Source organism: Streptococcus sp. GS001, from assembly GCF_021595565.1.
Lineage (GTDB): Bacteria > Bacillota > Bacilli > Lactobacillales > Streptococcaceae > Streptococcus > Streptococcus xiaochunlingii.
The window spans coordinates 615,974-628,613 of the sequence record NZ_JACSYJ010000002.1; the positions used below are offsets into that span (position 1 = coordinate 615,974).

A 12,640-nucleotide genomic window follows, 5' to 3' on the forward strand; every position below is an offset into this window, starting at 1 on the left:
AAAGGACTATTTAATTATCCATACTATATCACAGTTTATAGTGGGATGCAAGAAAAAACTCATTATTTTCTACGAATGTTCGGATTTACATCCACAAATCTTTTATTTAATGATGATCTGTTCCTTTTTTCCCAATCTTCTTCAAGGCAAACAAGCCACATCCAGCTAGTAAATAAGCGACAAAAATGATGGTCGCCATCTTAACCACATAAAGCCAACCAAAACGATTGACATTGATAAAGAAATAAGGAAAAGGACTGTCTTTGGCACCTGGAACCGGCCACTTAAGGACCAAACCGTTGAGAAGAGCAAAGACCATATAGAGTACGGGAAGCACGGTCCAAGCCAATGGATCCGACTTACGGTACTGTTTTGGTTTATCAATCACCAGGGTGTCAAAGAAGAACATCAAAGGAACAATGTAGTGACAGAGGAAGTTTTCCAAGCGGTAAAACTTCTCAGGTGTCGCGATGGGGGCTAGCATAAAGTGGTAGATGACACAGGTAATCATGATAGACATGGTGACACCACCTTTTAAACGAAGATAGCCCTGAGTCTGGGTCGAACGACCACGAAGCATGCGCCAGACCATGTCCCCCATAAAGAACATGACCAACATGTTGGACAAAATGGTGTAATAGAGCATCATCCCAAAGCCACCATGCTTGGTCAGTTGCAGATAAACGCCGATCACACTCAAGATAAACAATAGAAAACGATAGCTAAACAATAGTTTGAATTTCATAGTATTCTCCCAAAAGAAAAGGGTTTAGGCCCTTCTTCTTATCCTTAGATTTTCTTCACAAATTCTGATTTGAGTTTCATTGCACCAAAGCCATCAATCTTACAATCGATATTGTGGTCGCCTTCGACGATACGGATGTTTTTCACGCGCGTTCCTTGTTTCAAATCTTTTGGTGCGCCCTTCACTTTCAAGTCTTTGATCAAGGTGACAGTATCACCATCAGCCAATTTATTTCCATTCGCGTCGATGGCTACAACACCTTCTTCTTCCACAACTTCAGCTGGGTTCCATTCATAAGCACACTCTGGACAGACCAAGAGGGCACCATCTTCATAGACATATTCAGAATTACATTTTGGACAGTTTGGTAAGTTATTCATTTCAATCTCCTTATCAAAATTAACTCCCATAGTATACCATGAAAGGGAAATTTTGACAAATTCTGTTTAACTGTAGCATTGTCAATAAAAGAAGAGGCAACTTGGCCTCCTAAAATTGATGGTAACCTTTAATCCTCTTGCAATTCCTGAATGTCTTGAATCACGCGCACGCCTGCTTGACTCTTATTCTGTAATTCTTCGTCCGAGTAGGGGAAGGTATTGATCAAGATACTTTGCATGCCGATGCTTTTCGCTACAGCCACATCTGTAGTGAAGTCATTCCCTATCATGACTGTTTTATTCGGATTCAACTGGTGGTCTTTGATAACTTTCATGAGAAATTCGCGCTGAGGTTTGCGAATCCCTGCATCAGACGACAGATAAATGTCATGAAAAATCTCTCTCAAGCCAACCAAATCAATCTCTGGGTTGGTAAAGTCCGCTTGGGCATTGGATAAGAGATAGATCCGACACCCTGCAGCTTTCATGTCTTCTAAGACTTCTTTCGTGTGCGGATAGAGCTCCAATCTTTTGCGAGAGAGGACACGGAAGGTCCGAGCAATCAAGCGTCCCCACTCTTTGAAATGATGGACACTGGCTCCTGTTGGATGACTCTCTAGATAGAGTTGAACGAAAATCACGGTCAAATCAATCTCCGGATATGTAACCTGTTTTTCCTTAGCGATACTTTGCTCAGCTTGCTGCACCAACTCCTTATAGCGGACTTGCAAACTTTCCCCTGTATAATGAGCACCATAGGACTGGTAGATCTGGGCCATGGTCTCCCATAAGACTGGACTCGACTCATCGGTTTCGATATCGACCAAGGTTCCATAAAAATCAAAAATATAGTTTTTAAATGCGTACTTTTGCTGATTCATCTCTTTCTCCCGTTACAAACATGGTAAAGGTGGCCTTACAGACATTGGCACCTTCCTGATTGGTAATATCGACATCCACAACCCGAGTCGTCCGTCCACTGTGGACACATTCCCCGTGGATGGTTAGGATATCTCCTAGGCGCCCTGCTTTCAAATAATTGATGGAAGACTGCAAGGTCACACCATCTACTCCCTGTGAAATCACGACCAAGCCACTGATCTGGTCACACAGGGTAAAGAGATAGCCGCCGTGCGCGTTTCCATAATAATTGAGCGACGATTCGACCACCTTGGTTGTCACCACCACATGGCCATCTCTCATGGTTTCAATCTCGTAATTTTCAAATGCTGCAATGGCATCAAAGTGAAAATCCTTCATATATAATAAATCCCCCTAGATCAGGTATTCCTAAACCCTTCCATCATACTACTTTTTTCGACTTCTTACAAGAATAAGAAAAGAGCTGGTCTACCCAACTCCTTAATAGCGAAATTTTTCCCAATCATCGTCTGTCCGTTTGCGATAATAGAACTCAGACAAATCCGGGTCTTCCATCACTTCCAGCAGAGGAAGCATGTCGTAGGACAAGTCCAACTTTTCTAATTGGTCCTTCTCAACCCAAGAAACTTCTCCTTCATCAGACGATCTTAGCTGGCCTGTAAATTCTGTCGCTTTGTAGCAAAAGACGATGTAGCGGATGCCATCCTCTAACTGCCAGTTTTTTACAGCGACCAATCGGGGGTTGAAAATGGTGAGGCCAGTTTCTTCTTCAATCTCACGGATAACTGACTCGACCAGACTCTCGCCTTCTTCGATATGGCCACCCGGAAAAGCATAGCCCGCCCAGTGAGTCTTTTCAGGTGAGCGGTATTGGAGGACTACTTTCCCATTTTCAAGATCTTCGACCATGCAAAGATTGCACAGTATAGTAGGCGTTGTACGTGACATATATTTCCTTTCTATGATATTGACAATTAATCAATATAAACTTTTTTCTTTATCTCTTTTTTCATGACAAAGGGATTCACCAGCTCATGGTATTCATCAAAGGCATCTAAAAGGGAGCCTCTTTGAAAGACAATTGACTTCTCTTTTAAATAATATTCTGAGTGAATCATTACCGAACCATGACCATCAAAACTAAAGAAAAACACAATGAATAATACTAGGATCAGGCTAACAAAGAAACTAAACAGTAGCCCCACTACATTCTTCCAATTGACTGCGTGAGTTCGATAGAAGCGATACCAGATGTGACAAAAAATCGTCACTGCTCCTAGATACAACCAAGGGTTCCACAGGAGCGGAGTAAAGGCGTAACCATAGAAGCCTAATATGAAGTTAGCAATAACAAAAAGTAATAGAGTCAGATACAAAATCCTAAACAGGTTCACATACTTTCCCATAATTGACCTCTCCTATGTAAACATTGGTGGAGATTTAAAAAACGAATAATCTTCTTTTAAATAATGATCAATAGGATATGAACTCCTAATCGAAGCCAATGATCAATCAGAGGCGTATCCGGATCACTGTTTTTACTATCTAAGAATAGGCTGAGCGATAATAAAAGCAAAAGAATGGCAATGATCAATCTCAGAGAGAGCATCACGCCCCCAATAGCAAGAGCAGCTAGAAAGCCAAAAAATGGCAACGGGCTAAATAAAAATGACAAAAAACTGAAATAGAGCATAAACGAGGAGAGTATCAATAAGCCGTAAACAATCAACTTAGTGAAAATTGAGACTCTTTTACCTTCATTTTTCATTTTTGATAGTGAATAAATGACATAGATCATATAGATAAAAAGTAGCATATTGAATCATTCCTATTTTTTATAGAGTATGTTAATAGTTTAACCAAAAGCTAATCAAAATACAACTAAAGACACTAGCTTATCAGTAGTAACACATCTCTGATCAAAGTTTCTCCACTTCTGCTGCTACCTTTCGGAGATGCTGTTCCCGCATGCTAGCGGTGTTCACATCCCGGCCGACTTCTCCCAAAATGCAGACACGCTTGGTTTTGATCCCACAGTGGTTCAAGACGGCATTCTTCAAAACAGAGATGCCATAACTATCCGGAATGTTGAGAGGGCCTGAAAAAATCTTGTACCACCAAGTAGGCGCCATGGAGGTCGCATAAATACTAGCTGTTTTGCCTTTGAGTAACTTCTTAAATTGCTTGCCTCTGAGGTAATTCCAGATAAAGCTTCCCTGATCATTGGCCGAGTAAGCAATCCCCGGTGTAAAGACCCGATCGATCCAGCCCTTCATGAGGCTCGGCATACTACTCCACCAGATGGGATAGACAAAGATGAAATGATCCGCCCACTGGATCAATTCCTGAGACCGAAGGATAAAGGGATCTTCTTCCATCCGCTTTCGATAGCCATAGCGTAATACAGGGTCAAAATCCTCTTCATTGAGACTGATGACTTCAAGCTCATGGCGCTTTGAGTCAATAGTTTCGACTATGGTTTGAAAAATAGCCTGACAGTAACTTTCCTTATCTGGATGCCCATTGATGACTAGAATTTTCATTCGACTTCTCCTTCATTTATTTGGTTCTTTCTATCTCTTTTATTTTTTTACTTGATTAATTGATAATGGTTCAAAGATTGATAGATAGGTCCTTTAGGAATTTTTATTTGAAGAACACATCATCCGCAATTCCTTAACGGGTTTTCCAAGTTTAAGTATTTTTTCTTGCCCATCAAAAGTAAAACCCATTTTTTGATAGAAAGCAATGGCTCGCTTATTATCTTTCAATACCCATAAATAAATTTCAGAAAAATGATCAAGAGTCCTCAAAGCTTCCTTCATTAATTTCTGAGCAATACCTTTTCCATAATAGTCTTTTAAAACATATAAAGCAATGATTTCACCAGCTTGAATGGCCTCATCACGAAAATTTCCATAGCTGATAAATCCAACGACTTTCTTTCCATCCATCGCAATCAAGGTATTTTCTGGATACTTTTGACTAAAGAAACGACATCTATCTAAAGTCATCGTCTCCTGAAATTCCGCGGGTAAAAGATTGTCATAAGCCTCTCTCCACGTTTGCCAATGAACGAGAGATTTTCCTTCTATCTCTTCAGGAGTTTCCATTGTTTTAATGATAATCTTCATTCGCATTATCCTATCTAATCCAAGGCCTTGACTTCCAACATCATATCACGGATTTGCGCTGCTAACTCAAAGTCAAGCACTTCGACGGCTTCTTGCATCTGGCTTTGTAGTTTCTTGACCAGTTCCTTGCGCTCTTGGCGGTTGAGACTGGTGATATCCACTTCCTTGTCCTCTTCCTTGGCCACCGCCTTTGTAACAGAGATCAGGTCACGGATTTCCTTCTTGATGGTTTGTGGCACAATGCCATGCTCTTCATTATAAGCCATCTGAATCTGACGACGACGGGCTGTTTCATCGATAGCTTTTTGCATAGACTGGGTCATGGTGTCCGCATACATGATCACGTGCCCCTCACTATTACGGGCAGCACGACCGATGGTCTGGATGAGTCCCCGCTCGTTACGGAGGAAACCTTCCTTATCCGCATCGAGGATGGCAACTAGACTCACTTCCGGTACGTCAATCCCTTCCCGAAGGAGGTTGATCCCGACCAAGACATCAAAGACACCCAGACGCAAATCACGGATAATTTCTGTCCGCTCCAAAGTCTTAATATCCGAATGCATGTATTTGACCTTGACACCCATTTCTTTGAAGTAGTCGGTCAAGTCCTCTGCCATCTTCTTGGTCAGGGTGGTGACAAATGTCCGCTCTCCCCGTTCTACACGCGCATTGATCTCACCCAAGAGATCGTCCATTTGTCCCATGGTAGGGCGCACTTCCACCTCGGGATCGAGTAGACCTGTCGGACGAATGATCTGTTCGATGACAGTATCGGTTTGTTCCATCTCATAATCACCCGGTGTCGCTGACACATAGACAATCTGGTGGACATGGCTTTCAAACTCCTCCCGACGCAGTGGCCGGTTATCCAAGGCAGACGGCAAACGGAAACCATAGTTGACCAGCATTTCCTTACGAGAACGGTCACCATTGTACATTCCCTTGATCTGTCCCATGGTCATGTGGCTTTCATCGATCATGATGAGAAAATCTTCTGGGAAGAAGTCAAGAAGGGTGTAAGGCGGCTCTCCTTCACTCCGGCCATCCATATGCCGGGAGTAGTTTTCGACCCCGTTGGTGTAGCCCATCTCCCTCAACATTTCGATGTCATACTCGGTCCGTTGTTTCAGGCGCTGGGCTTCTAAGAGCTTGCCTTCTTTTTCGAAGACCTTCAACTGCTCTTCTAATTCCGCCTGAATCTTGGCAATGGCTACTTCCATATGATCGTCATTGGTCACGAAGTGGGTAGCTGGGAAAATGGCCAAGTGGTCCACATTTCCCAGAACCTGGCCCGTCAGAGCTTCAACCTCACGGATGCGGTCAATCTCGTCCCCAAAGAACTCAACGCGAAAGGCATGCTCATCACGCGAAGCTGGGAAAATCTCGACCACATCTCCCCGAACACGGAATTTCCCCCGTTGAAAGTCGATGTCATTGCGCTCAAACTGGATGTCCACCAGGTCATTGAGTAGTTTATCACGAGAAATCTCCAGACCTGGACGCAGACTCACTACGCTATCGGCATATTCCTTCGGCGAACCCAAACCGTAAATACATGAAACAGATGCGACAACGATGACATCGTTACGCTCTAACAATGCTGAAGTCGCGGAGTGACGAAGCTTGTCAATCTCATCATTGACTGAGCTATCCTTTTCGATGTAGGTATCGCTCGAAGGCACATAGGCTTCTGGTTGGTAGTAATCATAGTAAGATACGAAGTACTCGACCGCATTCTCCGGGAAAAATTCCTTGAACTCTCCATAGAGCTGGCCTGCTAGCGTCTTATTGTGGGCGATGACCAAGGTCGGTTTATTGACTTGGGCAATGACCTGGCTCATGGTATAGGTCTTCCCCGTACCAGTCGCTCCCATCAGGATTTGCGCCTTCTCACCACCCTCGATGTTATCCACCAACTGTTCAATAGCCTGCGGTTGATCCCCAGACGGTTGGTATTTGGAAACGAGTTTAAATTTGTTATCTGTAATTCGATTAATCATCTCTTTGTCCTCACATATATAGACCTTATTTTACCATAAATCACTAGAATTCTCTGAGATGAGGAATGAAGAGGGAAGACAACATGTTACAAAATGATCCGTTAAATCGGGATATGTCCGAATTACAACATCATTAATTAGACACGCATTAGCATGGAAACTAAACAAGACTCTCGCAATTACTTCGAAAGTCTTGTCTTTTATTCTAAAACCATGAAATACGTAATTAACATCAATGTCATTGATTTACAAAATTAGCAAGGTTCGCTCATCAGTATCATTTTTATTTACTACTTAACTTCTTGATTCCTTACCAAGAGGTAGAGAGTCGCTCCAAGTGAACTTACAAGTCCAAAAACGTAAATACAGAGTTGCAAATTGGAAGCACTACCTAATATGGTATCCGCAACAATATTATAAAATAGATAACTAGTCAATGGTTCCACTACTCTTTCTATGAATGGTTGTACCAAAATAGGAAAAAGTAGCAAAATAGCTAAACTCCCCATTGGACTTTTGAAAAAATAACTTAAGAAGTAAGAAATCAAAAAGTATTGGATGGAGCCAATCAAATAGAAACTGAAAATTTCTAAACTGACACCATTTTCGCTACTAAAAAAATGAAACCATATAAGCAGTACAATGAAATATAAGGTTGATTGTAGTACTACATCACATAACTCTACGAACAGGATCCGAATTGAACTTAAGATCCTTTTTCCACTTACCAAATAAACTAGTTTTGTTTCGTGTGATTGTAACTCTACAAATACATTAACACTCCCAATACCAACAGAGAGCATTGATGCAAAAACAAGAGCTTGCTTTAAAGATAATTCTACAATTGTACCATTGATTGCAACTGGTAAAATACTTAAGAGACACACAAAACCTATCAAAAATGACTGTATGGTTATCTGGTACTTCACGGGTTTTAAACTATATTTTTTGACGATAAGACTGAAAAATACTTTTGCCATTCTTCCTCCCCATTCGAATCTTTTCTACAACCATTATGAACACCAAGAACAAGATCCCTTCTACTACTAAAAGTGTAAATCCATACAATTGGCTCGTTTGAGTCCCTTCAATTCGGCCAAAAGCAAATGACTTTGCTCCAATCAAAGGCAATAGATTTTCTATTTTAGAGGAAATTCCTCTTAGAATACCTGATAAACTGATTACCAATAATAAAACATCTGCAATTAATGAAGTCATTGATTTTTTCGTTACTATTACGAAAAGTAAAGCTAATAAAGTAAGAACGATTGCAAATATCATAACTCTTACCGTAACATCTAAGAACAAAGTCAATTCTAAATAATTCTTTAAAGTTGAATCTAGAAAAATGAGTAAGATAACAGCATTTACTATAGAAATTATTAAAGTAGAAAGTAACGATAAAACAATCGAACTTGCCATAAACCCAGTAAGACGAACTTTCCAGTTTGGGATCAATAACTGAGTAAAATTATCATCACCAAATTGGTAATGGGTTGAATAAACAAGTGAAACCAAGATTGGCAAGAAAATAACACTTGCTTGGTAGGGAGAGGATAAGAGAGCATCCCTGACTGTATAGACTGGATTCGATGATAACATAGACGGATCAAGGTTAACTGCTTGGCCATTTCCTTCTACTAAGGCATTTATCACCTGGATATTTTGAATTGTAAAAAATATGCTGACTCCCAAAATAAGAAAAAAAGTGGATTTAAAAGTAACTAAACTACAATATTTATAGAGGTCACTAAAAAAGGAACGTTTCAACATATTATTCACCTTCTTTCCCTTCGAGCGCCTTAAAATATGCTTCCTCAAAAGATCCAAACTGTTTCAAAATATCTTTTGTAGGAGCATCAATAACAATTTTCCCATTAGAAATACCAACTAGATGATCTACAGTTAATTCTAACTCACTCATATAATGACTTGTCATTAAGACAGTTTTACCTTCATTGACAAAAGACTGCAAAAAATTGCGTACCCAGCGTATACCCTCTGGATCTAGTCCATTGATTGGTTCATCTAAAATTAAGATATCAGGATTTGCTAATAATGCTGTTGCTAACCCAAGACGTTGCTTCATTCCTAATGAATAGTCTTTTACTTTTTTATTTTTAGCTTCACTTAACCCCACCAACTCTAAACATTCATTGCACCTATTTTTGTCAACGCCACAAGCCAAGCCAATCCACCGAAGATGCTGAAATCCTGTTCTAGTTGGATAAGGTTGGCAACTATCTAGGAATGATCCAACAATACCAAAAGGATTATCTCCCAATTGAGAGTATTTTTTGCCATTGATCAACGCTATCCCCGTTTGACTATTTTCTAAACCAAGTAAAATTCTGATTAAAGTTGATTTTCCGGATCCATTCGGTCCAATCAATCCAGTAATCTCACCTTTTTTGGCTTTGAAAGACACGTTTTGAAGGACAATTTTATTATTATATTCCTTATGTAGCTTTTGAATTGTTATCATTCATTCTTTTTCCCTTCTGACTTTTAGTGAAATTCCACCTTCACTTGGAGCAAGTATAACAGGAGAAAATCAGGAAATTATCAGAATAATTATTTTCTTCATTTCTAACAAATTGCATTTTATATTTGCTATAATATGCTCATACAATTGGAGGGACTATGAAGTATAAAATTTTAGCCATTGACGATGATGAAAAAATCTTACGATTAATAGCGAATGCATTAAAAGCGAATAACTTTCACGTGGAAACTCGTAAATATATAGAGGAGATCAATATCTGCGACTTTACTGGATTCGATCTAATTCTACTTGATGTCATGATGCCTATTTCTGGTTTAGAAATCTGTCGTTCCATTCGTTCACAAATTACTACTCCAATTCTATTTCTAACCGCTAAAGATTTTGAAGAAGATTTACTAAAAGGAATACAAGCCGGAGCCGATGATTACATCACAAAACCATTCAGCATTAAAGAATTGATTGCAAGAATTCAAATGCACCTTCGTAGAGAAGAAAGATCTCACAACGCCTCTAAAGAAGAGATGGATTCAAATATAGCTTTTTATCGAGATAGTCAAGAAGTTTATTATCAATCAAAGAGAATTTCATTAACTAAGCGAGAGTTTGATTTACTTTATCTTTTAGCAAAAAATGAGAACCGAATATTTAGCATAGAAGAACTTTACAATTACCTCTATCCTGTAGACTCTGATGCACAACTACGATCCATTACTGAATACATCTATCAAATTAGACAAAAATTTAAGATCCATCAAATTGACCCCATCAAAACAATATGGGGAGGAGGATACAAATGGAAAAAGAATTGACAATCAAGCAACTCATTAAGCGTACTTACCTTAAAATCATTTGGCAATTTCTTCTATGTCTGATACTTTTTTACATAGTTCCAGCTCTTCTATCTTCTGTATCTGGAATTAATGAGAAAAATGCCAATCACTTTGCTTTATTTTTTAGCGTCAGTTCTTGGATTTATCTTTGCATCATTTTAATTTTTATCATTGTAATAAATATTAAACAATTATTAACCAAGATTCAAACAGAATTGAACATGGTTTATCATAGTGGTCTATATTTCACCAAAAATGAACATCACCATTTGCAGATTAAAGAATTCATTGAAACAAACGATCTGATCGAAAAAATGCAATCTGAAATAAAAAATAGAATTCAAAATGAAAAAGATCAAAAAAAAGAACTCATGTTTCAAGTATCTAGCGCTGCACATGATCTTCGTAGCCCTCTAACTGTCATCAGAGGAAATGCCGAATTCTTACAATCCACCGAGCAAACACCTCAAGCAATGGAATGTCTAAAAGATCTGGAGCAAGCAAGTATTCAATTAAATGATTATTTTAACCACTTCATCCAATACTCCAAAACTTTTTATGACCATGATATTCAACTTGAAAACATATCAATTCAACAAGTAACTCATCAATTGAAGGAACAGATCACTCCGTTACTCCCGAGAAATACACAATTTGTTTTTTCAAATACAGTAACTCCATCAACACAAATTGCCATTCATTCCAATTTGTTTTTTCGAGCAATCACAAATATTATTAATAATGCAATACAACATCAAAAAGATAATGATGCAAAGATACAGCTAACAATGTCACAAGAAAATAATCGATTAGTTCTAACTATATGGAATAATCAATCTAGATTTTCAAAAAATGTTTTACAACATGCTGGAAATCTTTTCTATAAAGAGGACCAAGCAAGAACACTTTCTCAAGAAAGTCACTATGGACTTGGTTTATCTTTCGTAAAACGCGTCATGAAACTTCATAATGGAACGATGCATTTAGAAAATATTCATAATGGTGCCCAAGTCAAGCTAATTATTCCCATTATATAAAACAAGCCGAACTCATCATTAGGTGTTCGGCTTGTTTTATATAATTGATAAAAAAGACCGGCACTTTTGCCAGTCTTCGTTTTTATTTTTATTTCCTATCAGCCATTTCACACTTGTTCATTAACAACTTTTTCTCTTCTTTCACCTAAGCGGTAAACAATCACGACGGATAATAGAAGAACCAAAGTGGTGATGATCGATCCTTCTGCACCAAATGCTCCTCCAGTTAGCCAGTCAGGTCCTGATCCCATGGTAAAGCTAAAGATAGACGCATCTGCGCCCGTCCCACTGACTTGAAAACCAAGGAGATTTCCTTGTACATAGTTCCAAGTACCGTGTTGAGCGACCACTAGCCAGATACTATCGGTGTAGACAAGGAGCAGACCAGCTAGCACCCCATCAAGGACAATATTCAGGACGGATAAGAAGGTCACTCCTGAATTTCCCAGATGAAGAAAGCCAAAGAGACTACTAGAAACTGCGATCGCTAATGGTAGATTAGCTCTTGCTGCAATCCGAGTGAGGAGCCAACCCCGCGTCGCTACTTCTTCAGTCCCTCCTTGAAGGAGCCAAAATGGAAATAAACCGAGAATAAAGAGGATGGGTTCTAAACTTAATTCATTTAGCTCAAAAGTCCCGATTCCACCTACCTGGTAGACAAGTGCAATGACTCCCATTTGAAGAAGGGAAAGCAAGATCCCCCAACATAGATACTTAAGCCAATTCCTTTTTACAAAACCTAACGTCGATAAGGGATTCTTCTCAATGAACTTCACCCAAAAAATAAAGAGGATGAGAATGAATACAAAACTGAAAAGCTCATAATAGAGAAAATAATGGTAGAAGAACTCTTGAACACTTGCGCCTCCATTTCCTGGTGAAAAGAGCTCCGTTAAAAACTCTATGACTAGAGAAAATGGTCCTACAAACTCACTCCCAAGCCAAAGCCCACCTTCAACAAATAGGAAAGTTAAGAACACATAGAATAGTGTAGAAACAAGTACTGACCATGAGGTGTCAGTTTTTATATCTTGAAAAATGTTACCTTTCTTCATTATCTTCCTCCTTTTATCTTATAGTTTCATTGTAACAAAGAAAATCAGAGACTGCAATATTTAATGAT

General features: G+C 39.1%; 16 protein-coding genes. 2 read left to right on the forward strand and 14 right to left on the reverse strand.

What is annotated here, in order from left to right; all coding sequences use genetic code 11:
• Positions 1 to 106: 106 nt before the first annotated feature.
• From H8S88_RS06560 to H8S88_RS06620, 13 genes are all read right to left on the reverse strand, one after another.
• Positions 107 to 745 carry a Pr6Pr family membrane protein gene (locus H8S88_RS06560; protein ID WP_125336084.1) on the reverse strand — a complete coding sequence of 213 codons (639 nt, stop codon included), beginning with the start codon at positions 743 to 745 and terminating at the stop codon, positions 107 to 109.
• A 44-nt stretch (positions 746 to 789) separates the two neighbouring features.
• Positions 790 to 1,125, reverse strand: coding sequence for a zinc ribbon domain-containing protein YjdM (locus tag H8S88_RS06565; protein WP_009731127.1), 336 nt, complete (start codon positions 1,123 to 1,125; stop codon positions 790 to 792).
• Between the two features lie 128 nt (positions 1,126 to 1,253).
• On the reverse strand, positions 1,254 to 2,006 hold the full coding sequence (locus H8S88_RS06570) for an HAD family hydrolase (RefSeq protein WP_125336083.1): 753 nt from the start codon (positions 2,004 to 2,006) through the stop codon (positions 1,254 to 1,256).
• Positions 1,981 to 2,385 carry a PaaI family thioesterase gene (locus H8S88_RS06575; protein WP_125336082.1) on the reverse strand — a complete coding sequence of 135 codons (405 nt, stop codon included), beginning with the start codon at positions 2,383 to 2,385 and terminating at the stop codon, positions 1,981 to 1,983. Before H8S88_RS06575 ends, H8S88_RS06570 begins: the two co-directional genes overlap by 26 nt.
• 102 nt (positions 2,386 to 2,487) lie before the next feature.
• Positions 2,488 to 2,955 (reverse strand): 8-oxo-dGTP diphosphatase, encoded by a 468-nt coding sequence (locus H8S88_RS06580; RefSeq protein ID WP_185761538.1) that lies wholly within the window; start codon positions 2,953 to 2,955, stop codon positions 2,488 to 2,490.
• A gap of 26 nt (positions 2,956 to 2,981) precedes the next feature.
• Complete coding sequence (locus tag H8S88_RS06585) at positions 2,982 to 3,413, reverse strand: hypothetical protein (RefSeq protein WP_236128183.1); 432 nt, start codon at positions 3,411 to 3,413, stop codon at positions 2,982 to 2,984.
• Positions 3,414 to 3,469: 56 nt separating this feature from the next.
• The gene (locus tag H8S88_RS06590) at positions 3,470 to 3,823 is read right to left on the reverse strand and encodes a diacylglyceryl transferase (protein WP_125336080.1); all 354 of its coding nucleotides are present in this window, start codon (positions 3,821 to 3,823) and stop codon (positions 3,470 to 3,472) included.
• Positions 3,824 to 3,926: 103 nt separating this feature from the next.
• Positions 3,927 to 4,550 carry an NAD(P)H-dependent oxidoreductase gene (locus H8S88_RS06595; protein WP_125336079.1) on the reverse strand — a complete coding sequence of 208 codons (624 nt, stop codon included), beginning with the start codon at positions 4,548 to 4,550 and terminating at the stop codon, positions 3,927 to 3,929.
• Positions 4,551 to 4,643: 93 nt separating this feature from the next.
• Positions 4,644 to 5,141 carry a GNAT family N-acetyltransferase gene (locus H8S88_RS06600; RefSeq protein WP_125336078.1) on the reverse strand — a complete coding sequence of 166 codons (498 nt, stop codon included), beginning with the start codon at positions 5,139 to 5,141 and terminating at the stop codon, positions 4,644 to 4,646.
• Between the two features lie 14 nt (positions 5,142 to 5,155).
• Positions 5,156 to 7,144 (reverse strand): excinuclease ABC subunit UvrB, encoded by a 1,989-nt coding sequence (gene uvrB / locus H8S88_RS06605; RefSeq protein ID WP_125336077.1) that lies wholly within the window; start codon positions 7,142 to 7,144, stop codon positions 5,156 to 5,158.
• A gap of 290 nt (positions 7,145 to 7,434) precedes the next feature.
• Complete coding sequence (locus H8S88_RS06610) at positions 7,435 to 8,124, reverse strand: hypothetical protein (protein WP_048690618.1); 690 nt, start codon at positions 8,122 to 8,124, stop codon at positions 7,435 to 7,437.
• Positions 8,084 to 8,917: a hypothetical protein gene (locus H8S88_RS06615; protein WP_048690616.1), complete on the reverse strand. Its 834-nt coding sequence runs from the start codon at positions 8,915 to 8,917 to the stop codon at positions 8,084 to 8,086. The genes H8S88_RS06610 and H8S88_RS06615 overlap by 41 nt, the downstream gene beginning before the upstream one ends.
• Before the next feature lies 1 nt (position 8,918).
• Positions 8,919 to 9,629 carry an ABC transporter ATP-binding protein gene (locus H8S88_RS06620; protein WP_048690614.1) on the reverse strand — a complete coding sequence of 237 codons (711 nt, stop codon included), beginning with the start codon at positions 9,627 to 9,629 and terminating at the stop codon, positions 8,919 to 8,921.
• A 158-nt stretch (positions 9,630 to 9,787) separates the two neighbouring features.
• Between H8S88_RS06620 and H8S88_RS06625 the strand changes: the two genes are divergently transcribed.
• Both H8S88_RS06625 and H8S88_RS06630 read left to right on the forward strand, forming a co-directional pair.
• On the forward strand, positions 9,788 to 10,459 hold the full coding sequence (locus H8S88_RS06625) for a response regulator transcription factor (protein WP_048690612.1): 672 nt from the start codon (positions 9,788 to 9,790) through the stop codon (positions 10,457 to 10,459).
• A complete protein-coding gene (locus H8S88_RS06630) occupies positions 10,444 to 11,517 on the forward strand; it encodes a sensor histidine kinase (RefSeq protein WP_048690610.1) in 1,074 nt (357 codons plus the stop codon). The genes H8S88_RS06625 and H8S88_RS06630 overlap by 16 nt, the downstream gene beginning before the upstream one ends.
• Before the next feature lie 107 nt (positions 11,518 to 11,624).
• On the opposite strand, the gene H8S88_RS06635 is transcribed toward H8S88_RS06630, so the two are convergent.
• Complete coding sequence (locus H8S88_RS06635; protein ID WP_236128184.1) at positions 11,625 to 12,572, reverse strand: CPBP family intramembrane glutamic endopeptidase; 948 nt, start codon at positions 12,570 to 12,572, stop codon at positions 11,625 to 11,627.
• Positions 12,573 to 12,640 lie beyond the last annotated feature (68 nt).